At 66.8% G+C, this 20,992-nt stretch carries 22 protein-coding genes and 1 pseudogene; 11 read left to right on the top strand and 12 right to left on the bottom strand.

Annotation, left to right across the window (positions count from 1 at the left end):
* Positions 1 to 8 precede the first annotated feature (8 nt).
* Positions 9 to 581, top strand: a complete 573-nt coding sequence (locus ACNQQL_RS30025) for a hypothetical protein (RefSeq protein WP_034180472.1) — start codon at positions 9 to 11, stop codon at positions 579 to 581.
* A 99-nt stretch (positions 582 to 680) separates the two neighbouring features.
* Here ACNQQL_RS30025 and ACNQQL_RS30030 read toward each other — a convergent pair whose 3' ends face one another.
* Entirely contained in the window at positions 681 to 815 is a 135-nt protein-coding gene (locus tag ACNQQL_RS30030) for an entericidin A/B family lipoprotein (protein ID WP_021158165.1), read from the bottom strand.
* Positions 816 to 1,048: 233 nt separating this feature from the next.
* Between ACNQQL_RS30030 and ACNQQL_RS30035 the strand changes: the two genes are divergently transcribed.
* The gene (locus ACNQQL_RS30035) at positions 1,049 to 2,344 is read left to right on the top strand and encodes an aspartate carbamoyltransferase (RefSeq protein ID WP_347067754.1); all 1,296 of its coding nucleotides are present in this window, start codon (positions 1,049 to 1,051) and stop codon (positions 2,342 to 2,344) included.
* A gap of 130 nt (positions 2,345 to 2,474) precedes the next feature.
* Here the strand turns inward: ACNQQL_RS30035 and ACNQQL_RS30040 are convergent, their stop codons facing one another.
* A complete protein-coding gene (locus ACNQQL_RS30040) occupies positions 2,475 to 2,894 on the bottom strand; it encodes a type II toxin-antitoxin system VapC family toxin (protein ID WP_347067756.1) in 420 nt (139 codons plus the stop codon).
* Complete coding sequence (locus ACNQQL_RS30045; RefSeq protein WP_072442370.1) at positions 2,891 to 3,130, bottom strand: FitA-like ribbon-helix-helix domain-containing protein; 240 nt, start codon at positions 3,128 to 3,130, stop codon at positions 2,891 to 2,893. The genes ACNQQL_RS30040 and ACNQQL_RS30045 overlap by 4 nt, the downstream gene beginning before the upstream one ends.
* 311 nt (positions 3,131 to 3,441) lie before the next feature.
* On the opposite strand from ACNQQL_RS30045, the gene ACNQQL_RS30050 reads away from it, so the two are divergent.
* From ACNQQL_RS30050 to ACNQQL_RS30060, 3 genes are read left to right on the top strand one after another with little or no spacing between them, the layout of a single operon-like run.
* A complete protein-coding gene (locus ACNQQL_RS30050; RefSeq protein ID WP_347067758.1) occupies positions 3,442 to 5,679 on the top strand; it encodes a TonB-dependent siderophore receptor in 2,238 nt (745 codons plus the stop codon).
* Positions 5,680 to 5,682: 3 nt separating this feature from the next.
* On the top strand, positions 5,683 to 6,438 hold the full coding sequence (locus ACNQQL_RS30055; RefSeq protein ID WP_347067760.1) for a tetratricopeptide repeat protein: 756 nt from the start codon (positions 5,683 to 5,685) through the stop codon (positions 6,436 to 6,438).
* On the top strand, positions 6,435 to 7,118 hold the full coding sequence (locus tag ACNQQL_RS30060; RefSeq protein WP_152864511.1) for a Fe2+-dependent dioxygenase: 684 nt from the start codon (positions 6,435 to 6,437) through the stop codon (positions 7,116 to 7,118). The genes ACNQQL_RS30055 and ACNQQL_RS30060 overlap by 4 nt, the downstream gene beginning before the upstream one ends.
* 79 nt (positions 7,119 to 7,197) lie before the next feature.
* Here the strand turns inward: ACNQQL_RS30060 and ACNQQL_RS30065 are convergent, their stop codons facing one another.
* Entirely contained in the window at positions 7,198 to 7,620 is a 423-nt protein-coding gene (locus ACNQQL_RS30065) for an amino acid-binding protein (RefSeq protein ID WP_034180480.1), read from the bottom strand.
* A 205-nt stretch (positions 7,621 to 7,825) separates the two neighbouring features.
* Here ACNQQL_RS30065 and ACNQQL_RS30070 point away from each other — a divergent pair, with 205 nt between their 5' ends.
* From ACNQQL_RS30070 to ACNQQL_RS30090, 5 genes and pseudogenes are all read left to right on the top strand, one after another.
* The gene (locus ACNQQL_RS30070) at positions 7,826 to 8,065 is read left to right on the top strand and encodes a type II toxin-antitoxin system Phd/YefM family antitoxin (protein ID WP_347067763.1); all 240 of its coding nucleotides are present in this window, start codon (positions 7,826 to 7,828) and stop codon (positions 8,063 to 8,065) included.
* Complete coding sequence (locus ACNQQL_RS30075; RefSeq protein WP_012366464.1) at positions 8,062 to 8,457, top strand: type II toxin-antitoxin system VapC family toxin; 396 nt, start codon at positions 8,062 to 8,064, stop codon at positions 8,455 to 8,457. The genes ACNQQL_RS30070 and ACNQQL_RS30075 overlap by 4 nt, the downstream gene beginning before the upstream one ends.
* A gap of 125 nt (positions 8,458 to 8,582) precedes the next feature.
* Positions 8,583 to 8,750: pseudogene (locus ACNQQL_RS30080) on the top strand (M15 family metallopeptidase); the annotation flags it as partial.
* 102 nt (positions 8,751 to 8,852) lie between these two features.
* On the top strand, positions 8,853 to 9,437 hold the full coding sequence (locus tag ACNQQL_RS30085) for a nucleotidyltransferase family protein (RefSeq protein ID WP_347067765.1): 585 nt from the start codon (positions 8,853 to 8,855) through the stop codon (positions 9,435 to 9,437).
* Between the two features lie 195 nt (positions 9,438 to 9,632).
* Positions 9,633 to 9,776, top strand: coding sequence for a hypothetical protein (locus ACNQQL_RS30090; protein ID WP_165948077.1), 144 nt, complete (start codon positions 9,633 to 9,635; stop codon positions 9,774 to 9,776).
* 102 nt (positions 9,777 to 9,878) lie between these two features.
* On the opposite strand, the gene ACNQQL_RS30095 is transcribed toward ACNQQL_RS30090, so the two are convergent.
* The 8 genes from ACNQQL_RS30095 to panE all read right to left on the bottom strand — a co-directional run bounded on the left by ACNQQL_RS30095 (position 9,879) and on the right by panE (position 19,164).
* Positions 9,879 to 10,637, bottom strand: coding sequence for an SDR family oxidoreductase (locus ACNQQL_RS30095; protein ID WP_347067768.1), 759 nt, complete (start codon positions 10,635 to 10,637; stop codon positions 9,879 to 9,881).
* Positions 10,634 to 12,181: an FGGY-family carbohydrate kinase gene (locus ACNQQL_RS30100; RefSeq protein WP_347067770.1), complete on the bottom strand. Its 1,548-nt coding sequence runs from the start codon at positions 12,179 to 12,181 to the stop codon at positions 10,634 to 10,636. The genes ACNQQL_RS30095 and ACNQQL_RS30100 overlap by 4 nt, the downstream gene beginning before the upstream one ends.
* 29 nt (positions 12,182 to 12,210) lie before the next feature.
* Entirely contained in the window at positions 12,211 to 13,299 is a 1,089-nt protein-coding gene (locus ACNQQL_RS30105) for an alcohol dehydrogenase catalytic domain-containing protein (protein WP_347067772.1), read from the bottom strand.
* Positions 13,300 to 13,345: 46 nt separating this feature from the next.
* Positions 13,346 to 14,359, bottom strand: a complete 1,014-nt coding sequence (locus ACNQQL_RS30110) for an ABC transporter permease (RefSeq protein WP_027789502.1) — start codon at positions 14,357 to 14,359, stop codon at positions 13,346 to 13,348.
* Positions 14,346 to 15,866, bottom strand: a complete 1,521-nt coding sequence (locus ACNQQL_RS30115) for a sugar ABC transporter ATP-binding protein (protein WP_347067775.1) — start codon at positions 15,864 to 15,866, stop codon at positions 14,346 to 14,348. The genes ACNQQL_RS30110 and ACNQQL_RS30115 overlap by 14 nt, the downstream gene beginning before the upstream one ends.
* A gap of 62 nt (positions 15,867 to 15,928) precedes the next feature.
* On the bottom strand, positions 15,929 to 16,867 hold the full coding sequence (locus ACNQQL_RS30120; RefSeq protein ID WP_347067777.1) for a substrate-binding domain-containing protein: 939 nt from the start codon (positions 16,865 to 16,867) through the stop codon (positions 15,929 to 15,931).
* 118 nt (positions 16,868 to 16,985) lie between these two features.
* Complete coding sequence (locus ACNQQL_RS30125; RefSeq protein WP_347067779.1) at positions 16,986 to 17,945, bottom strand: AraC family transcriptional regulator; 960 nt, start codon at positions 17,943 to 17,945, stop codon at positions 16,986 to 16,988.
* Between the two features lie 271 nt (positions 17,946 to 18,216).
* Entirely contained in the window at positions 18,217 to 19,164 is a 948-nt protein-coding gene (gene panE, locus ACNQQL_RS30130; RefSeq protein ID WP_347067780.1) for a 2-dehydropantoate 2-reductase, read from the bottom strand.
* A gap of 252 nt (positions 19,165 to 19,416) precedes the next feature.
* On the opposite strand from panE, the gene ACNQQL_RS30135 reads away from it, so the two are divergent.
* Entirely contained in the window at positions 19,417 to 20,970 is a 1,554-nt protein-coding gene (locus ACNQQL_RS30135) for a methyl-accepting chemotaxis protein (protein WP_347067782.1), read from the top strand.
* Positions 20,971 to 20,992: the final 22 nt, after the last annotated feature.

Genomic DNA, 20,992 nt, shown 5'->3' on the forward strand with positions numbered 1-20,992 from the left:
GCCAAGCAATGAACAGGAAGGACGCCAAAACAAGAATCGCGGTGCTGCTGTCCGCGGGAACGAGGAAGGCCGACGTACTGGCCGAGCTGTCCGGACAGGGGCTCAAGGATCGCGTGATCGCAAGCCTGATCGCGTCGCGCCCCGATCCGGAACGCTGTCGCAAGAACAAGGTGCACACCTGGATCCTGGTCGCGCTCGGCACCCTCCAGCTGGCGATCAGCCTGATGCTCGCGTATTACTTCTCCGCCGCTGCCGGCGATCTAGGCGTGTCGGGCGCGCTCGGCAATGGCCTCGTCGTGGTGTTCCTCGCGCTGACCGTGCCGCTGTCGCTGCTGTTCATCTGGGGCTTCGCGACCCATCGCGTCGGCGCGTATCACGCGTTCATCCTGCTGTCGCTGCTGCAGTTGCCGAAGACCGTCGCCGAGCTCGGACGCGATCCGTCGACCGCGCTGCCGGGCCTCGCGGTCACGCTGGTGCTGGTGGGCTACGTCTGGTTCGTGCGCAACCGGATGTTCCCCGACTACGGCTGGTTTACACCGCGCAAGGTCGAAGGCCGCTACGCGTTCGTGGAACGCGCGTGACGCCGCCGGCGTCAACGCCACGCCGCCCCAAAAAAAGCGCCGGGCCGCCCCGCAATCGCGGGACGGCCCGGCGCTTTCTGCATTCCGGAACCGGTCGGCTTACTTGGCCTTTTCGGCCGTATCGCTGATCGCCTGGCCGCCCTTCGAAATGTCCTGGCCCACGCCGGCGACCGTATTGCAGCCGGCGAGCGCGGCGGTCACAACCAGCAACATTGCAGCAATCGTACGCGTCATTCTCATTCTCCTTCGAATCAACAAGCCCGACCGGGCGAATCGTTTGCGGCATGGCGCCCTGCCGATGCAGGGCACGGGGCCTGACCTGATTATACGGAGGCGGACGCCGCGCGCCAGTACGAGCCCGTCGAGTGTCACACGCACCGCACTGCCCGATCGCGCAGATTTTCCTTGACTTCAGTGCGCCAGGAACTAATATACGCATCGCGTATATTTTCCGCCAGGAGCCGCCGATGACCGTTCCCCAGCAAGCCTTCCTCCGCGACGCGATGCGCCGCCTCAACATGACTCGCGAAGCGTTCGCCAATCGAATCGGCGTCAGCCGGCGCGCACTGGATACCTGGCTGCTGCCCGACGATTCGCAGGAATCGCGCGGGATGCCCGAGATCGTCGAGCGCTTCGTGTCGGAAATCGTCGAACGTTCGGCACCGGAAAGCGGCGCCTATACGCAAAGCGTAGATAATCAGGGGCTCGCGAAGCAGTTCCTGTTCGAAGGCAAGCCGCAACTGCTGTCGGTCGACCAGTTCTCACGGGAATCGGTCGAGGCACTGTTTCGCGTGGCTGACGTGATGCAGCCGATCGCGCGGCGCCACAAGATTTCGCGCGTGCTGGAAGGCGCCGTGCTCGGCAACCTGTTCTTCGAGGCGAGCACGCGCACGCGCGTGTCGTTCGGCGCGGCGTTCTGCCGGCTCGGCGGCTCGGTGTGCGACACGACGGGCTTCACGTTCTCGTCGATGGCCAAGGGCGAATCGATCTACGACACGAGCCGCGTGATGGCCGGCTACGTCGACGCGCTCGTGATCCGCCACCCGGAGAAAGGCTCGGTGGCCGAGTTCGCGCGCGCGACCAACCTGCCCGTGATCAACGGCGGCGACGGCCCCGGCGAGCACCCGAGCCAGGCGCTGCTCGATCTCTATACGATCCAGCGCGAGTTCTCGCGGCTCGGCAAGATCGTCGACGGCGCGCACATCGCGCTGGTCGGCGATCTCAAGTACGGCCGCACCGTGCACTCGCTCGTCAAGCTGCTCGCGCTGTACCGCGGGCTCAAGTTCACGCTCGTGTCGCCGCCGATGCTCGAGATGCCGGCCTACATCGTCGACCAGATCTCGACGAACGGCCATGTGGTCGAACAGACGACCGACCTCGCGGCCGGACTGCGCGGCGCGGACGTCGTCTACGCGACGCGGATCCAGAAGGAGCGCTTCACCGACGAATCGTTCGAAGGCTATACGCCGGATTTCCAGATCAACCAGGCGCTCGTCGACTCGGTCTGCAAGCCCGACACGCTGATCATGCACCCGCTGCCGCGCGACAGCCGGCCGGGCGCGAACGACCTGTCGGTCGACCTGAACCGCGATCCGCGCCTCGCGATCTTCCGGCAGACCGACAACGGCATTCCGGTGCGGATGGCGATCTTCGCGGTGCTGCTCGGCGTCGAGAATCTTGTGCAGCATTCGATGCGCGACGCGACGTGGCGCCCGCCGGCATACCTCGGGCCGGAGGACGCGGTGTTTCACGGAGTCGATTAAGTCACGCCGGGGTCTCGCGCCCGCCTGCCATCGCCTCATGGGCCGGGCGCGCTTGCCTGACGCAGAACGCGCCGTGTTGCACGGCGCGTTTTCAATTCCAGCGCAGGTGATGGGTGCCAGAAACCGGGCGCTACCGCGCCCACGGATCGATCACGCGAAGCCCCACCGCCTCGAACGGCGCGACATCGCGCGTGGCCACGATCAGGCCGTTCGCCTCGGCCGTGGCGGCGATAAAACAATCGACAGGCGCGATCGCGCTACCTGCGACGCGGGCCCGAGCCCGAAGGCTCGCATACGCTTTGCTCTCCGCATCGTCGAACGGCAGGATTCGGCCTCGAAACAGCGGCACGACACGTCGCTCGATGCTTTGATGCAGCCACTCGCGCCTGCGCCCTTCCGGCAATACAGCCACGCCGAATCGCATCTCCGCGAGACTGATTGCAGCCAGAAACAGCGTCTCGACGTTCTGGGCATCGAGCCACTCGATCACGGTCGCGCTCGGCTCGCGTCGCAGCGGTTCGGAAATGACATTCGTATCAACAAGGATCATTCGAAGCTCATCGGATCGGTTGACGTCTTGTCGCGCTGGACGTCGAAATCGACTCCTCCAGCCTCCCGCCCGATTTCCGCCAGCAACGTTCCCAGCTTGAGCCGCCCACCCGGCAGGACGGCCTGCTCGAGAATGTCACGTACCTCAGCTTCGGTGCTGCGCCCGTGCTGGGCCGCGCGAACCCGAAGCGCGCGATGCACTTCATCGGGCAAATTTCGAACGGTGATCACCGGCATGATGCGCCTCGCTTGAATTGCTTTCAATGCAGTCATATTAGCACCTTGCTGTCACACCAAGTCAATCACGACACAGCCACTCTACCCGGCCCGACGAGCCCGTCATATCTAGCTATTCGGCCACTACTCACGCCCCAACCACCCCGTAACATTCGTCAACAATCTCCTTACAAACACAAACAAGAACGCTTCTCATTCAACAAAAAATTACATAGAATGCCGGCTGAAAACAAATCGTAATAATTCCCGGCGGCATGCACATTTCCGTAGCACACCTCCCCCGGGGCCATATCGCGAGGTCCAAGCGCACCATGAAGTCCCGTTCCGACGAGTTGAAGCTCGGCAAATTCACCACCCTGTGCAGCGTGCTCGCCGCGAGCCCTGCATTCGCAGACGGCGCGCCGCCGCCGGCCCCGTCCAGCACCGAAGGCCATCTCGCACCGATCGAGATCCAGGGCAAGACCGAGCACAGCTACAAGGCCGACTTTTCCGCTTCCGCGAAATTCACCGCGCCGCTCGTCGACACGCCGAAATCCGTCACCGTGATTCCGCAGGAACTGATCCGGAACAGCGGCGCGTCGACGCTGACCGAAGCGCTGCGCACCGTGCCCGGCATTACGTTCGGCGCCGGCGAAGGCGGCAACCCGCTCGGCGACCGTCCGTTCATCCGCGGCTACGACACGCAGGGCAGCATGTTCGTCGACGGCATGCGCGACACGGGTGCCACGACGCGCGAGATCTTCAACACCGAACGCGTCGAGATCACCAAGGGTTCCGACGGCGCGTACGGCGGCCGCGGCGGCGCCGGCGGCAGCATCAACCTGATCACGAAGGCCCCGCACCTCGGCACGACGGCCAGTGCGAGCGCCGGCCTCGGCACCGACCGCTATCGCCGCTTCACCGCCGACGGCAACTGGCAGTTCGCCGATCACGCCGCATTCCGCCTGAACCTGATGAGCCACAACAACGACGTCGCCGGCCGCGACGCCGTCAACAACGAGCGCTGGGGCGTCGCGCCGTCGATCGCGTTCGGCCTCGGCACGCCGACGCGCGTGACCGCGAGCTACTACCACCTGTCGACCGACGACATGCCGGACGGCGGCATTCCGTACGTCTACGGCTTCAACATCCCGAAGGGCGTCACCGACGGCCCGGCAAACGTCGATCGCCACAACTTCTACGGGCTGATCGACCGCGACTTCCGCAAGACCACGTCGGACATCAGCACGATCAAGATCGAGCACGACATCACGTCGTCGCTGACGATCCGCAACACCACGCGTTACACGGAATCGACGCAGGACTACATCTGGACGCAGCCCGACGACAGCCAGGGCAACGTGGTGAACGGCAAGGTCTGGCGCCGCAACAACAACCGCAACAGCTCGATCAACAGCATCGCGAACCTGACCGAGCTGTTCGGCGAATTCCGCACCGGCCCGTTCAAGCACAGCTTCACGACCGGCATCGAGCTGACACGCGAATGGGGCAAGCGCGACACGTACAACGTCGCGACGGATAACGGCAAGATCTGCCAGAAAGGCATCGGCGCGGCGTCGGGCTACAACTGCACGAGCCTCTGGTCGCCGAACCCGAACGATCCGTGGGCCGGCTCGATCACGCGCAACAACGACTACGCGCATGCGCGCACCACGACGAAATCGATCTACGGATTCGACACGATCGAGATCACGCCGCGCTGGCAGGTCAATGCCGGCGTGCGCGTCGACGACTACTCGACCCGCTTCACCGACACCAAGGCCAACGGCAGCAAAACCTATACGCGCGACGACACGCTCGTGAACTGGCAGGCCGGCCTCGTGTTCAAGCCCGCGCAGAACGGCAGCATCTACGCGTCGTATGCGACTTCGTCGACGCCGGCGGGCATGCTGCTCGGCGAAGGCAGCGAAACACAGTCGCTCACGCCGGGCCGCGGCGGCGTCGGCCCGAACGCCGACCAGATGGCGCCGGAAAAGAACCGCAGCATCGAGCTCGGCACGAAGTGGAACGTGCTGAACGACAAGCTCGCGCTGACCGCCGCGCTGTTCCAGATCGACACGACGAACGCGCGCGTGACGCTGCCGAACAACCAGTACGCGATGGTCGGCAACAAGCGCGTGCAGGGTCTCGAGCTCGGCGTCGCAGGGCAGATCACGAAGCAGTGGCAGGTGTTCGGCGGCTATACGTACATGAAGAGCGCGCTGCGCGACAACGGCAAGGATGCGGCGAACAACGGCAACCGCTTCCCGAACACGCCGAAGCACAGCCTCACGATGTGGTCGAACTACGACGTGACGCCGAAGTTCACGGTCGGCGGCGGCGCGTTTTACATGTCGGAAGTATTCGGCGACCCCGCAAACCAGCGCGCCGTGCCGTCGTACTGGCGCTTCGATGCGATGGCGCAGTACCGGATCAACAAGAAGCTCGACCTGCAGCTGAACGTGAACAACCTGTTCAACCGCACGTACTTCGACCAGGCGTATCCGGCGCACTACGCGTCGATCGCACCGGGCCGCTCGGCGTTCGTCACGCTGAACGCGCGCTACTGATCGATGGAGTCCGTGTCGCTGAAAGCGCTCGCGTCGGTATCGCCGCGCGAGTTCGCCGACATCCTGGCCGGGCCGCCCGAGCGCGCCGCCGCGTGGGTCGCGGCGGCGGCCGACAACGGCATCGTCGATGCGCAGGCCGTCTACGGGCAGTACCTGCTCGACGGCCATGGCGTCGCGCGCGATCCGGCTGCCGCGTTCGGCTGGTTCCGGCACGCCGCGCGGGCCGGCCACCCGATGGCGATGAACATGCTCGGCCGCTGCTACGAGTTCGGCTGGGGCACGGCCGCGTGCGCGCCGGTCGCCGTGTACTGGTACCGGCTCGCCGCGCAGGCGGGGCTCGACTGGGGCATGTACAACTACGCGACGGCGCTCGCGCTCGGCAACGGCGTCGACGAGAACCGCGCCGACGCGCTCGACTGGTTCCGCCGCGCGGCCGGGCTCGGCCATGCGAAATCGATCAACCTGATCGGCGGCTTCTACGAGGACGGTTGGGCTGTGCCGGTCGACCACGACGCCGCGTTCGACCACTATCGCCGCGCAGCCGTTGCCGGCGACTTCCGCGGCCAGTTCAACTTTGCGCGGCTGCTCGCCGAGCGCGGGCGCATCGACGAAGCGCTCGTCTGGCTCGCGCGCGTGCCGGCCACCGCAACGCCCGCGTTCATCGCGAAGATGCGCGCGTATCTCGCGTCGTCGCCGATCGACGCATTTCGCTCGGCGGCGCCGCGACTGGCGCCGCACGCAATGGAATCCGCATCATGATGCTTCATATCCCCGGCGTATTGACCAAGCCGCAGGTCGCGCAATGCCGCGACCTGCTCGATGCGGCCGAATGGGTCGACGGCAACGCGACGTCCGGCGCACAGTCGGCGCTTGCCAAACGCAACCGGCAATTGCCGGAAGGCTCGCCGGCCGCGCGTGCGGTCGGCGACGCGATCCAGGATGCGCTCGCGCGCCATCCGCTGTTCTTTTCGGCGGCACTGCCGCTCAAGGTGTTTCCGCCGCTGTTCAACCGCTATGAAGGCGGCGAGACGTTCGGCACGCACGTCGACAATGCGATCCGGCTGCTGCGCGGCACGGATTTCCGCGTGCGCAGCGATCTGTCGGCGACGCTGTTTCTCGAGGAACCCGATGCATACGACGGCGGCGAGCTGTGTGTCGAGGATACCTACGGCGTGCATCGCGCGAAGCTGCCGGCCGGCGATCTCGTGCTGTATCCGGCGTCGAGCCTGCATCACGTGACGCCCGTTACGCGCGGCGAACGCGTCGCGTCGTTCTTCTGGATTCAAAGCATGGTGCGCGACGATGCCGACCGCACGCTGCTGTTTCAACTCGATACGCAGATTCAGCAGCTCTCCGCGGACAAAGGTGCGCACGACCGGGGCGTGATCGCGCTCACCGGGATCTATCACAACCTGCTGAGACGGTGGGCGGATGCCTGAGCCATCTGGCGGGGCCCACAAGGTCCTGAAACGCGTGCCCCCTTCCGGCCAAGCCAGTCCACCGTCCAACACAGCCGCCTTATGCCCGCTGCAGGAGATCGATCGCCTTGTCTGCATCGTCCGCCGAATCGACCGCGAAATAGGCAATGAACTGGGAACCCAGCACGGCGGCCGAGACGCCACGGAGATTGATCGCGCCGTCCGCGAGCATCTGGGCCAGTTGCCCGATGATGCCCATTTGATCCAAACCCATTACGCGGACGGAGTGAACGCTCGGGGTGACGCTGAACCCCACCTGCGTGGCCGCGCGAATCACCGCGTCTCCCTGCAGTGGCGCGACAAACACGACGCCCTTGCCCGGCGTCTCCGATGTGCGGCGTGCAACGATGAACTGCAAGTCTGCGCCGGCAGTCCGCAGCGCGCTTAATACTGTCGCGAGGCCGCCCGGCTTGTCCTCGATGGTCGCCGCCCAGACATCGACACGTTCTACGCTCAGTTCCATGGCAGTCCCTCCCGCCTGAGAACCCCGATAGAAAAAATCTAGGTCACAGCAAGCGCGCGAGCAAGGCGCGCAGCGTCTTCCGGCCCCCGGCAGCGACGCACCCTGTCGCGCTTTGCATGCATCGGGTGACGCCTGACCTTCGCGACTTGCCTTCCTCCGCCGCACCGCCATAAAATGACCATCGTCAAATGACCATGCTCATATCATGATGCCGCACGCTCCCGTTTCGAAATCCGAATTCAAGGCTCGCGCACTCGAATACTTCCGGCTCGTCGAGTCGTCGGGCGAAAGCCTGATCGTCACCGATCACGGCAAGCCGACGCTCGAGATCCGGCCGTATCACACACGCGAGGCTCAGCCGTTGGACATATTGCGCGGCTCGGTCATGCGCTACGACAATCCTGTCGATCCGATTGCGGAAGATGATTGGGAGGCGTCGCGGTGATCGTGCTGGATACGCATGCATTGGTGTGGTGGGTGGCGGGCGATCCTTCGCTCAGCAAGAAAGCGCGAAGTGCGATCGACCGCGCGCGGGGCGAAGGCGCACTCGCGGCATCCGCGATCTCCGCGTGGGAGATTGCGATGCTGGTGCGCAACGAACGCCTCGCACTGACGATGGATGTCGACGCGTGGCTCGCCACCGTCGCGCAGATCGACGGCATGCGCTTCGTGCCCGTCGATGCCGACATCGCCGCGAAATCCACTGCGCTGCCCGGCACGTTCCACAAGGATCCGGCCGACCGGATGATCGTCGCCACCGCGCGGCGGCTCGGCGCACCGCTCGTCACCCGCGACGAAAAAATCCGCGCTTACGCGCACGTAAAGACGCTCTGGTAAGCGTCGCGCAGCCGCAGGCCAATCCACACCGCACGCCCACGCCAACTCCGACGTGTTGGCGATTCGTCTGACCAGATCGACCATAACTTGCAGGTACAACCGGGCACGCCCGCACTGCCGCGCGCAACCGCCACGTACTGATCGCCGCCCTGACCGGCGCCGGCTTCACGAATTACCCGTCCGAATGGTGGCACTGGTCGTTCGGCGACCGCTATTGGGCCGTCATGCAGCGGGAATCGCACGCGATTTACGGCCCCGTCGAGGAAAACATGCTCGACGAAGGTGCGCGATGACAGTCTTTCCGACCTGATGGGCGCGACTCGGTAACACCCTCACTTGCCGATCCCCGCCCGCTCCCGCACAATCGCAGCACCTGTCTCATTCCCCCCGCGCCGATGTCCTATGCGTCACTCGTCACCGGCGTCCTGCTCGCCGGCGGTCTCGGTCAACGCTTCGACCCAAGCGGCCTGCACAGCAAACTGCTCGCGCTGCTTCCCGACGGCACGCCGGTCGCGGTCGCGGCCGCCCACCGTCTCGCGGCGGCCACGGCCGACGTGATCGCCGTCGTGCGTCCCGGCGCCGAAAAACTCGCGATTCTGCTGAACGAAGCCGGTTGCCAGGTCGTCTATGCGCCCGATGCGTTGCGCGGCATGGGCGCGAGCCTCGCAGCCGGCGTGCGCGCCACGCCCGATTCGAACGGCTGGCTCGTCGCGCTCGGCGACATGCCGTGGATCGCGGCATCGACCTATGAAGCCGTCACGCGCGCGCTCGACGCCGACGATGCGTCGATCGTCGCGCCTGCGCATCGCGGCATGCGCGGCCATCCGGTCGGCTTCGCCGCGCACCACTTCGATGCGCTCGCCGCCCTCGACGGCGACACGGGCGCGCGCGCGCTGTTCGCCAGCGCGCCGGTGAAACTGCTCGACGTCGACGATCCCGGCATCCTGCGCGATGTCGACACGCCGCAGGATCTGCGCTGAGCATGATCGCGCAGACCACGCAATGCATGGCACTACAAGATCCCGCCCGACGATCGACAATCGCGAATTCACGGATTTCGCCGACGATCGACAACCCGCCGCAAGAATCCCGCAGCAAACACTCGCCCGATTGCCTATAACGAAGACGAGGCGCGCCCACCGCGCCGCCGTCATCACGCATCGCGCGAGCTCTCCATGACCGATCACACGACCCCGACGCCCGAACCACCGGCCGACCCGAACCGCGATCCGGAAGACGACCCGCTGTCGTCGCCGCCGGGTCATCACCACGACAACCCGCAGCAACCGGACGGACCGCCGAGCAAAGACCCGGTCTAGTCGCGCGTCGTCCGCTCCGCACATTCGCCCCTATTTCCCGTCATGCGCGGTCGACGGCAACCGGCCGCCCGTCGCCCGTCACCCGTCACCGCATGACGTGACCTATCGCGCCGTATACCCGCCGTCGACCGGCAGCGACACGCCGCTGATCATCGACGCCGCGTCGCTCAGCAAAAACAGGATCGGCTCGACGACCTCGTCCGGCTCCGCAAATCGCCCGAGCGGAATCGCCGCCAGCATCGGCGCGCGCTTCTCCGGTTCGCTCCACGCGAACTGCGCCATCGGCGTGAGCGTGACGGTCGGGTTCACGCTGTTCACACGAATGCCGTGCGGGCCGAGCTCGATGCACAGCACGCGCGTGATCGCGTCCATCGCCGCCTTCGACGCGCAATAGCTCAGATGCGCGGGCAAGCCGACGAGCGCGGCCTGGCTCGATACGTTGACGATGCTGCCCCGCGCATGCACGGCACCGCGCCCGTCGCGCACGATCATCTTCCGTGCAACCGCCCGCGCCACGAGCGCCGCGCCGCGCGCATTGACGGCCATCACGCGGTCGAAGTGCCCGGCGCTGACGTCGAGCGCCGGTTCGAGCGACGCGATCCCCGCGCAATTGACGAGGCCGTCGAACGCATCGTGCGCGGCGAGCGCGGCATCGATCGCGTGTTCGTCGCCACCGACATCGATGCGCAACGTATCGCACCCAGTCTCACCGGCGAGCGCCTCGAGCGCGGCCATGTCGCGCGCTGTCGCGACGACCTGCGCGCCTGCCTGCGCCAGCGCAACCGCGCATGCGCGCCCGATGCCGCTCGATGCGCCCGTGACGAGCATCCGCGAACCGCTGAAATCGAATCGTGTCTTCATGATGGCGTGTGCAGTTCGTGCATGATCGGCTTGAGTGCCGGATACAGCGCCGTGTAAAGCCCGAAGCGCACCGCATACGCTCGCGCACGTTCGGCATCGGGTCGCGCGCGCTCGACGAGCGTGACCCAACCGCCCTGCGCGTCGTCGTGCGACACGAGCCCCGCCCCGACACCCGCGAGCAATGCCGCCCCCATCGCGGCTTCGACGTCCTGCTCGATCGTCCACACCGGAAAGCCCGTCACGTCCGCGATGATCTGCATCCACAGCGCCGAATGCGCGGCACCGCCGACGACGATCAGCCGGTCGTCCAGCACCACCGCGCCGCGGCGGCCGGCCTCGATGTTGTGCCGCAACGCGAACGCGACGCCTTCGAGCACCGCGCGATAAAGATGCGCCCGCGTATGTGCGAGACTCAGCCCGACGAACGCGCCGCTCGCCTTCGCATCCCACACCGGGCTGCGCTCGCCCATCAGGTACGGCAGGAACAGCACGCCGTCGGCACCGGCCGGCACGCTTTCGGCCGCTTCCTCGAGCAGCACGTGCGGATCGCCGTGCGGCAGCAGGCGTGCCGCATCGATTTCGGCATGACAGAACTGGTCGCGAAACCACGCGACCGATGCGCCGGCCGTGATCGCACCGCCGAACACGTACAGGTCGCGCTGCCCGTCGAACACGTGCGGCATGCTGACGAGCCCGTGCCGCGCATCGACGTGCCGGTTCACGTAACCCCAGCACATGCTGGTGCCGATCATCGCGACATGCTGCCCGGTACGCGTTGCGCCGGCCGCGAAGGTTGCAACGGCCGCATCGACGCCGCCCGCGACGACGGGCGTGCCGGCCTGCAGCCCGAGCTGTTCGGTCCATTGCGACAGCAGCCCGCCGACGATCTCCGTCGAATCGACGAGCCGCTCCGGCATCATCGTCGCCGGAATGCCGAGCATGTCGAGCGCGTCGTCGGACCACTCGCGGCGCGCGACGTCGTACACGCCGCCGATGTTGCCGGCCGAGCTGTGATCGACCGCGACTTCGCCGGTCAGCAGGTAGATCACGTACGCGTTCGGCGGCAGGAAATAGCGCACGTTCGCCCACACGTCCGGCCGCTGGTCGCGCAGCCACAGCATCTTCGTGAAGCCGTAGTAGCTGTCGACGCCGTTGCCCGTGATCACGCGCAACCGCTCGACGTTCACGTGCTCGCCGACCCAGTCGACTTGCGCGGTCGCGCGCCGGTCCATCCAGATCAGGCACGGATGGAGCGGCCGCATGTCGCTGTCGACCGGAATGCCCGAGCCGCCGTACAGGCTGCTCACGCACACCGCGCGGATCGCATCGGCCGGCACGCCCTGCGCGCGCGCGTCGCTCACGCAGCCGGCGATACATTCGAGCACGGCGTCGAACCACACCTGCGGCCACTGCTCGGCCCACAGCGGGCGGGGCGTATCGGGCTGGTAGCCGGCCGAGCGCCGCGCGACGATCGTGCCGTGCCGGTCGACGAGCAGCGCCTTGGTGCTCTGCGTGCCGATGTCGACGCCTATGACGTATTCCATGATGTCTCCGGTGAGGCGCACGCCGGCCGTCAGCGGGCCGGCTTCAGCAGCACCTTGATCGATTCGGGCGATTTCGCGACGCGGATCGCGTCGTCCCAGTCCTCGAGCGCGAAACCGTGCGTGACGATGCCTTTCGACGTGACGAGCCCGCGCGCAAGCAGGTCGATCGCGACCGGATAGCAGTATGGCCCGAGGTGCGCGCCGCGCACGTCGAGTTCCTTGCGATCGCCGATGATCGACCAGTCGACGGTCGCATCCTCGCCGAACACGCTGAATTCGACGAAGCGGCCAAGCTTGCGGATCAGGTCGAGCCCCTGGTTCACGCCGACCGGCGCGCCGGTCGTTTCGATGTACACGTCGCAGCCGTAGCCGTCGGTCAGCGCGCGGACGATCTCGCGCGCATCGTCGCGCTGCGGGTTGATCGTCACGTCGGCGCCGTACTCGCGCGCGAGTTCGAGCCGTTCGTCGATCAGGTCGATCACGACGAGCTTCTTCGGCGTCTTCAGGTGCGCGACCTGCGTCATCATCAGCCCGAGCGGGCCCGCGCCCGCGATCACGACGACATCGTCGAGCTGGACGTCGCCGCGGTTCACCGTATGGATCGCGCACGACAGCGGCTCGATGATCGCGGCATCCTCGAGCGATACGCCGAGCGGAATCCTGTGGACGATCGCGGTCGGCGGAATGCGCATGTATTCGGCCATCCCGCCGTCGGCGACCTCCCGCTGGAAGCCGAAGATGTTGTGCACCTCGCACATCCAGTACTGCCCCGACTTGCAATAGCGGCACTTGCCGCACGGCACGATCTGCTCGGCGATCACGCGGTCGCCCAATGCCACGCCGAAATGCTCGGCCGCGCCGTCGCCGAGCGCCTCGACGTAGCCGAAAAATTCATGGCCGGGAATCACGGGCGCCTTCACCCACGGGTTCGGGCCGCCCCAGAACATCTTCGCGCCCGTATAGCACTTGCAGTCGCTCGCGCAGATCCCGCACGCGGCGATGCGGATCACGAGCTCGTTCGCGCCGGGGCGCGGCTTCGCGACCTGTTCGACGCGATAGTCCTCGGGGCCGTGGCAGACGACCGCGGTCATCCGCGGCTGGGCTTCGGGTGTCGTCATGATTTTTCTCTTTCGTTGATGATTCGGATATCTGATCGATCTCGCATTACCGCGATCGTTCTCGGCTGATGTAGATCGCGAGCAGGATGATTCCGCCCTTGATCACGTTCTGCACATACGGGTTCACGCCGATCATGTTCAGCCCGTTGTTGAGCACGCCGAGCAGCAGCGCACCGACCAGCGTGCCGAGGATCGCGCCGCGCCCGCCTGAGATCGACGTGCCGCCCATCACGACGGCCGCGATCGCGTCGAGTTCGAAACCCACGCCCGCGTTCGGCTGCCCGCTCATCAGCCGGCCCGTCAGCACGATCGCGGCGAGCGCCGACGTGAGCCCGGCCAGCGTGTAGACGATCAGCTTCACGCGCGCGACGCGCACGCCGGTGAGCCGCGTCGCCTGCTCGTTGCCGCCGATTGCATACACGTAGCGGCCGAACGGCATGCGATCGAGCAGCAGCCACGCGATCGCGTAGACCACCAGCATGATCAGCACGGGCGCCTGGATGCCGAGCACCTTGCCGCTGCCGAAGAACGCAACCCAGTCGGGCAGCCCGTCGATCGGATAGCCGCCCGTGTAGATCAGCGCGAGACCGCGCGCGATGCCCATCGTCGCGAGCGTGACGATGATCGGCGGCATGCCCGCGAACGCAACGAACACGCCGTTCAGGAAGCCGAACCCGAAGCCGACCGCAATGCCGATCGCGAGCGCGGCGACCGCGTTGACGCCCGCGACCATCAGCCCGGCCGCAAGCGTGCCCGACAGCGCCATCACCGAGCCGACCGACAGGTCGATCCCGCCCGTCAGGATCACACAGGTCATGCCGACCGCGATGATCGCGTTGATCGATACCTGACGCAGCACGTTCTCGAGGTTCGCGGCGGACAGGAAGCTCGGGCTCGCGATCATCATCGCGATGCACACGACGACGAGGCCGACGAGCGGATAGAACAGCGTCGAGCGCCGCAACTGTGCCCACATCGCGCGAGGCGGCGGCGCATCGCCGTTTCCGGCGTTGGCCGCGAGCGTGGTGGAAGGCGTGGAAGAAGAATCAGGCAGGTTCATGGGTCGCTCCTCGCGTGCCGGCCGTGGCATGGGTCATGACCGTGTCGGGATCGATCTCGTCGCCTTCGAGCGTCGCCTCGATGCGGCCCTGCCGGAACACGGCGACGCGATCGCACATGCCGACGATTTCCGGCAGCTCGGACGAGATCATGATGATGGCGTAGCCGCGCGCGGTGAGTTCGCGCATCAGCCCGTAGATTTCCGCTTTCGCGCCGACGTCGATGCCGCGTGTCGGCTCGTCGAAGATCAGCACCGACGTGTGATGGTTCAGCCAGCGCGCGATCACGACCTTCTGCTGGTTGCCGCCGGACAGCGTCGCGACCTCGGTATGAATCGACGGCGCCTTCACGCCGACGCGCCGCATCACGTCGTGCGTCGCGCGCGCCTCGCTACGGCGGTCGATCAGCCAGCGCATCGACCGGTACTTGCCGAGGTTGTTCAGCGAGATGTTGTCGCGGATCGAGAACGACGTGACGAGCCCTTCCGTCTTGCGGCTTTCCGGCAGGATGCCAATGCCCGCGCGCAGCGCATCGGCCGGATCGCCGAGCTTCGCCGCCGCGCCGCGCACGCGCACGTCCTTGCGGTGCGCTCGCGTCGCGCCGATCACCGCGAGCGCCGTTTCCGTGCGGCCCGAACCGACGAGCCCGGCGAAGCCGAGGATCTCGCCGGCCCGCAGCGCGAAGCGGTTCACCGGGCTGTCGCGCTCGATCTGCAGCGCATCGACTTCCAGCACGACCGGCGCGTCGGCCGGCAGAGCAGGCTTCGGCGGAAAGCTGCTCTCGAGCAGGCGGCCGACCATCATCCGCACGAGCTGTTCGACATCCGTGCGCGCAACGTCGGTCGTCGCGACGTACTGGCCGTCGCGCAGCACCGTGATGCGGTCGCACACCGCGAAGATCTCGCCGAGGTGATGCGAGATGAAGATCATCGCGACGCCCTGCCGCTTCAGCTCGCGCATGATCGCGAACAGGTGCTCGGCTTCGGCCGGCGTGAGCGTGGCGGTCGGTTCGTCGAGGATCAGGATGCGCGCGTCGAGCGACAGCGCCTTGCCGATCTCGACGAACTGCTGCTGCGCGACCGACAGCGCACGGATCGGCGCATCGAGATCGATCGATACGCCGAGCCGTGCGAAGATCGCGGCCGCCGCGCGGCGCATCCGTGCCCGGTCGCGTGCGCCCCAGCGCGTGCGCAGCTCGCGGCCGAGGAACAGGTTGTCGACGGCATCCAGGTGCGGGATCAGGCTGAATTCCTGGAACACGATGCCGACTCCCGCCGCGACCGCCTCGTGATAGTTCGAGAAATGACGTGCGGTGCCGTCGATTTCGATCGTGCCGGCATCCGGTTGATGGATGCCGCACAGGATCTTCATCAGCGTCGACTTGCCCGCGCCGTTCTCGCCGAGCAGCGCGTGGATCTCGCCGCGCGCGATGTCCAGGTGAATGTCGGACAGCGCCTTCACGCCCGGAAAGCTTTTCGTGATGTGGCTGAGCCTGAGTATCGTTTCCATCGGCTTCTCCGTGCGAAGGGCGCCGGCCATGCCGCCACCCTTCGCGTCGCATCGCACGTCGTTCACCAGCTGAAGCCCTTCGCATTGCTGCGATCGACGACCTTCACGTCGACCGGAATCGCCTTCGGCACCGTCGCGCCCCACTTGCGTGCGATCGCGATGCCGAGCGCGATGCGCACCTGATCGGCCGGGAACTGCGCGGTCGTCTCGATGAACTTCGAGTTCGGTTTCTGGATCGCGGCAATCGCCTCGGGCGCGCCGTCGACGCTCGTCAGCTTGATGTCCTTGCCGGAACCCTCGATCGCCGCGAGCGCGCCCATCGAGCCGCCGTCGTTCACGCTGAAGATGCCCTTCAGGTTCGGACGTGCGGAAATCATGTTTTCGGTGACCGACAGCGCGGTCGCGCGCTCCTGCTTGCCGTTCTGCGTGTCGACGAGCTTCACGTTCGGGAATTTCGCGAGCCCGGCCTTGCAGCCGCGCACGCGTTCGAGAATCGGCACGACCGGAATGCCGTCGAGGATCGCGACCTCGCCGCTGCCGCCGATCGCCTTCGCGAGGTATTCGCACGACATCACGCCCGCGTCGTAGTTCTTCGAGCCGACGAACGAATCGACCGGCCCGTTCGCATTCGCATCGACGGCCACGACCACCGCGCCGGCCTTCTTCGCCTGCGTGATCGCCGACTGGATGCCGGTCGAATCGGTCGGGTTCACGAGCAGGATGTCGATCTTCTTCTGCAGCATGTCCTCGACGTCGCTCACCTGCTTGCTGACGTCGTGATGCGCGTCGGTCACGACGACCTGCGCGCCGATCGACGTGGCCGCATCGTTCAGCGCCTTCTGCATCGTCACGAAATACGGGTTGTTCAGTTCCTGGAACGTCATGCCGATCCGCAGCGGTGCGGCATGCGCGACGGCTGCGGGCAGCAAGGCCGCGAACGCGGCGAGGGCCGCCATCCGGGCGGCGCGGCTGAATGATGAAGCGGGCGATGCGTGCGTCATGACGGTGTCTCCATTTATGTGCGGCTTTTTCGAGGTTGAACGAGCCCCTCGCGACGTGAGCGACGCGATCGGCCGGGTGAAACGGCGTGGAAAGTTCAGGCGGGCGGCGGCCCGGCGATCATCCGGGCTGCGGCGCGATTTCGGGCGCGCCGGGCGTCAGCACGCGCGGCGGCATCGGATTGCCGGTGGGCGCCGCATGCAGCGCAAGCTCGCGGCTGCGCGCGTTCAGGCGCTGCAGCGCACGGAATTCGGACGGCGCCATCCCCTTCACCGAGCGGAACTGGCGGTTGAAGTTCGATACGTTGTTGAAGCCGGCCTGGAAGCAGATATCGGTGATGTTCGCGTCGTCGGCAAGCAGCATCTGGCACGCGGATTCGATCCGCAGCCGGTTCACGTACTGGACGAACGGCATGCCCGTGTGGCGGTGGAACGCGCGCGAGAATGCGCTGACGCTCTGCCCGGTCAGCTGCGCGAGTTCGGACTCGCGCAGCTCGGATGCGAGGTTCTTGCCGATATACGACAGCGCGTGGCTGAGCCGCGTCGGCGTGACGTCCGCCTGGTCGTATGCGGGGCTCGCGAGCAGCGTGCGCTCGTCGGCGCCGCAAAGCCGTTCGAGGATCGTCATGAACAGCGCGATGCGGCGCATGCCGCGCGCGGCCAGCAGTTCGTCGAACAGCGGTGCGATTGCGGCGCTGGTCGCATCGTCGAAGCCGACGCCGCGCCGCGCGTCGTCGAGCAGCGCCTGCGCATCGCGGCATTCGGGAAACGCATCCATGCAGCGGCGCACGAACGCCGGGGCGAACTGGATCACGAGGTTGCGGCGCTCGACGGTTTCGCCTTCGGCCATGTCGCTGACCCAGTTGTGCGGCAGGTTCGGGCCGAGCAGCACGAGATGGCCGGGGCCGAACGAGCCGATGTGATCGCCGACGAAATACTTGCCGCGCGTCGCGACGATCAGGTGCAGTTCGAATTCAGGATGGAAATGCCAGCGGATCGTGCGATACGGGTAACCGTGCGACCAGACCTTGAACGACTCGTCGCGTCGCACTTCGACCACTTCGAGATCGGGATGCATCATGTTGGCGTCTCCATTCCCATGTATCGCTGCCGGCCTGTTCGGCTGTTCGCTCGTGCGCCGCGTGTTTCTCGTATTTCGTGCGGCGACGCGACCGGTCGCATGGGAAGCAATGTAGGTCGATCGCGCGCGCGGCTCCACCAACTTTACGCCTGATTTCCGATACTTTTTTGCGCTTTCCGGCCGTAAACGGCGCCGGACAGCAAATTTGTGCAGCGCGCAACAGCACCGGGCGGCCGCCGCCGGGTCGGTGCGATGCGCGCGCGCCGATGGTTTACGCGGCTGCGTGCTCGCGCGCCGTGCGCACCTCGTACGCCTTCAGGTGGTTGTATGCGATCCGCAGCAGCGACAGCGCATCGGCCGCCTGCGGGTCGCGGCGCGCGAGCAGGTCGCCGATCACGTGATCGGCTTCGACGCGCGCATGGTTCTCGACGTCGCGCAGCATCGATGCGGTCAGCGGCGACGGCGTCAGTACCATCCGCTGCATCCGCTCGATCGCCGCCGGGTCGGGCCGATGGCCATTGTGTTCGGCGATCGCGCTGCATTCGCCGAGCATCGTCTCGAGCAGGCGACGGCCGTCCGGCACGGCGAGAATGTCGCCGACCGAGCCGCGGAACAGCGACGTGCTCGCGGCGAGGGTCGCGAGGAATACCCACTTCTCCCACATCCGCGCGGCGATGTCGTCGCTGAGCGTCGCGTCGAAGCCCGCGCCGCCGAGCACGTCGGCCACCGCGCGCACGCGCGGCGATTCGCCGCCGGCGAGTTCGCCGAACGACATGCCATGCGTGTCGTTCAGGTGCACGATGCGCTGCTCGCGATCGAGCGTGGCCGCGATCACGCACAGCCCGCCGAGCACCTGCGCGGAGCCGAACCGGTCGCGCAGCACGTCGAGGTGACGCATCCCGTTGAGCATCGGCAGGATCAGCGTTTGCGGGCCGACGAACGGCGCGAACGACGCGATCGCGTCGTCGAGGCTGTACGCCTTGCAGCTCAGCAGCACGAGGTCGAACGGTGCGACCCCGGCGCCCGCATCGCCCGCGCGCACGGTCTGCACGTTCGCGAGCGTCAGGTCGCCGCGCGGACTGCGGATCAGCAGCCCGTCGCGCGCCAGCGCGGCCGCGCGGCCGTCGCGCACCAGAAACGTCACGTCGCGCCCCGCCGCGGCCAGCCGGCCGCCGAAGTATCCGCCGACCGCGCCGGCCCCTACCACCAGAATTCGCATCGTTGCCTCCTTTCGGTTTCATTCGGCGCCGCGCCGCCGCCCGCCCGGGCGCCCGGCGCGCGCAATCGCTCCGACAGTATAGCGATGCCCCGTTATGCATATGCATAGATACCCGTACCCACGTCGACGGCATGAGCGGCCGCACCGTTTCTAAGGGATTTCCCGCCTACGGCGACGCGCGTCGCCTGCCGTCAAGACACTTACCCCGTCACGCCGTTCCGGCGAGCATCCTCGACTGACCGACCACATACCATGCGCAACCTTTCGCTGAATCAGAAACTCGCCTCGATGATCGTCATCCTGTGGCTCGGCCTGCTCGTGATCGCCGGGCTCGGCGCGTGGCAGACGCGCACATCGATGATCGCGGACCGCCGCGATCAGCTTGCCGCGCTGGTCGCGCAGGCCGCGAGCGTGACCGACCATTACTACAAGCTGTCGCAGCAGAACGCGATGCCGGAGGCCGACGCGAAGCAGAAGGCGCTCGAGGCGATCGCCGCGATGCGCTACGGCGCCGACGGCTACATCTCCGTCAACGACTCGAAGCCCGCGATCGTGATGCATCCGATCAAGGCCGAGCTCAACGGCAAGGACGTGTCGAATTTCACCGATCCGAACGGCAAGCACCTGTTCGTCGAGATCGTGAAGGCCGGCAACCTGGAAGGCGGCAAGGGCTTCGTCGAGTATCTGTGGCCGAAGCCGGGCGCCGACAAGCCGCAGGAGAAAACCAGCGCCGTGCAGCGTTTCGCGCCGTGGGACTGGTATCTGGTGACGGGCATGTACATGAACGACGTGCACTCGGCCGTGCTCGCGAGCATCGGCCGCTGGCTCGCGATGACGGCCGCGCTCGGCGCGATCGCGACCGCCGTGATGGTGCTGGTGCTGAAAAGCGTGCGCGCGAGCCTCGGCGGCGAACTCGAGGTTGCGCTCGACGCCGCGCAGCGCATCGCGCAGGGCGACCTGACCGCGCGCGTCGCCGTGAAGCAGGACGATCGCGGCAGCCTGCTGCATGCGCTGCACACGATGCAGGGCGGGCTGATCGACATGGTGTCGCGCGTGCGGATGGGCACCGAGAACATCAACGTCGGCGCGAGCGAGATCGCGTCCGGCAACACCGACCTGTCGCAGCGCACCGAGGAACAAGCGGCCGCGCTTGTGCAGACCGCGTCGAGCATGGACCAGATGACCGCGAACGTGAAGCAGAACGCGGACAGCGCCGCGCAGGCCGCATCGCTCGCCGGCCAGGCCGCGCAGGTCGCGACGCGCGGCAGCGCGGTGGTCGACGACGTCGTGCGCACGATGAACGAGATCACCGGCCGCTCGCACAAGATCGGCGACATCATCGGCGTGATCGACGGGATCGCGTTCCAGACCAACATCCTCGCGCTGAACGCGGCCGTCGAAGCCGCGCGCGCGGGCGAACAGGGCCGCGGCTTCGCGGTGGTCGCGGCCGAGGTGCGCTCGCTCGCGCAACGCTCGGCGACGGCCGCCAAGGAGATCAAGTCGCTGATCGTGTCGTCGAACGAGACCGTCGAACACGGCGCGACGCTCGTCACGCACGCGGGCGAGACGATGGCCGAGCTCGTGCAGTCGGTGCGGCGCGTGAACGAGATCCTCGACGAAATCAGCCATGCGTCGCGCGAGCAAAGCGCCGGGATCGAGCAGGTCAATCGCGCGGTGGGCGAGATGGACCAGGTCACGCAGCAGAACGCGGCGCTCGTCGAACAGGCTGCGGCCGCCGCGCATTCGCTGCGCGATCAGGCCGAAGCACTGCGCGACGCCGTCACGCGGTTCGCGTTGCCGGCCTGACGGCGCCGGCACGGCACCGCAC

Source organism: Burkholderia sp. LFS061 (assembly GCF_047978125.1).
GTDB lineage: Bacteria > Pseudomonadota > Gammaproteobacteria > Burkholderiales > Burkholderiaceae > Burkholderia > Burkholderia pyrrocinia_C.

What these genes read in the sequence shown, in the direction of transcription:
- ACNQQL_RS30025 (WP_034180472.1), top strand. Translation starts at nt 9, where the DNA reads ATGAACAGGAAGGACGCCAAAACAAGAATCGCGGTGCTGCTGTCCGCG.
- ACNQQL_RS30030 (WP_021158165.1), bottom strand. Translation starts at nt 815, where the DNA reads ATGACGCGTACGATTGCTGCAATGTTGCTGGTTGTGACCGCCGCGCTC.
- ACNQQL_RS30035 (WP_347067754.1), top strand. Translation starts at nt 1,049, where the DNA reads ATGACCGTTCCCCAGCAAGCCTTCCTCCGCGACGCGATGCGCCGCCTC.
- ACNQQL_RS30040 (WP_347067756.1), bottom strand. Translation starts at nt 2,894, where the DNA reads ATGATCCTTGTTGATACGAATGTCATTTCCGAACCGCTGCGACGCGAG.
- ACNQQL_RS30045 (WP_072442370.1), bottom strand. Translation starts at nt 3,130, where the DNA reads ATGCCGGTGATCACCGTTCGAAATTTGCCCGATGAAGTGCATCGCGCG.
- ACNQQL_RS30050 (WP_347067758.1), top strand. Translation starts at nt 3,442, where the DNA reads ATGAAGTCCCGTTCCGACGAGTTGAAGCTCGGCAAATTCACCACCCTG.
- ACNQQL_RS30055 (WP_347067760.1), top strand. Translation starts at nt 5,683, where the DNA reads ATGGAGTCCGTGTCGCTGAAAGCGCTCGCGTCGGTATCGCCGCGCGAG.
- ACNQQL_RS30060 (WP_152864511.1), top strand. Translation starts at nt 6,435, where the DNA reads ATGATGCTTCATATCCCCGGCGTATTGACCAAGCCGCAGGTCGCGCAA.
- ACNQQL_RS30065 (WP_034180480.1), bottom strand. Translation starts at nt 7,620, where the DNA reads ATGGAACTGAGCGTAGAACGTGTCGATGTCTGGGCGGCGACCATCGAG.
- ACNQQL_RS30070 (WP_347067763.1), top strand. Translation starts at nt 7,826, where the DNA reads ATGATGCCGCACGCTCCCGTTTCGAAATCCGAATTCAAGGCTCGCGCA.
- ACNQQL_RS30085 (WP_347067765.1), top strand. Translation starts at nt 8,853, where the DNA reads ATGTCCTATGCGTCACTCGTCACCGGCGTCCTGCTCGCCGGCGGTCTC.
- ACNQQL_RS30090 (WP_165948077.1), top strand. Translation starts at nt 9,633, where the DNA reads ATGACCGATCACACGACCCCGACGCCCGAACCACCGGCCGACCCGAAC.
- ACNQQL_RS30095 (WP_347067768.1), bottom strand. Translation starts at nt 10,637, where the DNA reads ATGAAGACACGATTCGATTTCAGCGGTTCGCGGATGCTCGTCACGGGC.
- ACNQQL_RS30100 (WP_347067770.1), bottom strand. Translation starts at nt 12,181, where the DNA reads ATGGAATACGTCATAGGCGTCGACATCGGCACGCAGAGCACCAAGGCG.
- ACNQQL_RS30105 (WP_347067772.1), bottom strand. Translation starts at nt 13,299, where the DNA reads ATGACGACACCCGAAGCCCAGCCGCGGATGACCGCGGTCGTCTGCCAC.
- ACNQQL_RS30110 (WP_027789502.1), bottom strand. Translation starts at nt 14,359, where the DNA reads ATGAACCTGCCTGATTCTTCTTCCACGCCTTCCACCACGCTCGCGGCC.
- ACNQQL_RS30115 (WP_347067775.1), bottom strand. Translation starts at nt 15,866, where the DNA reads ATGGAAACGATACTCAGGCTCAGCCACATCACGAAAAGCTTTCCGGGC.
- ACNQQL_RS30120 (WP_347067777.1), bottom strand. Translation starts at nt 16,867, where the DNA reads ATGACGCACGCATCGCCCGCTTCATCATTCAGCCGCGCCGCCCGGATG.
- ACNQQL_RS30125 (WP_347067779.1), bottom strand. Translation starts at nt 17,945, where the DNA reads ATGATGCATCCCGATCTCGAAGTGGTCGAAGTGCGACGCGACGAGTCG.
- panE (WP_347067780.1), bottom strand. Translation starts at nt 19,164, where the DNA reads ATGCGAATTCTGGTGGTAGGGGCCGGCGCGGTCGGCGGATACTTCGGC.
- ACNQQL_RS30135 (WP_347067782.1), top strand. Translation starts at nt 19,417, where the DNA reads ATGCGCAACCTTTCGCTGAATCAGAAACTCGCCTCGATGATCGTCATC.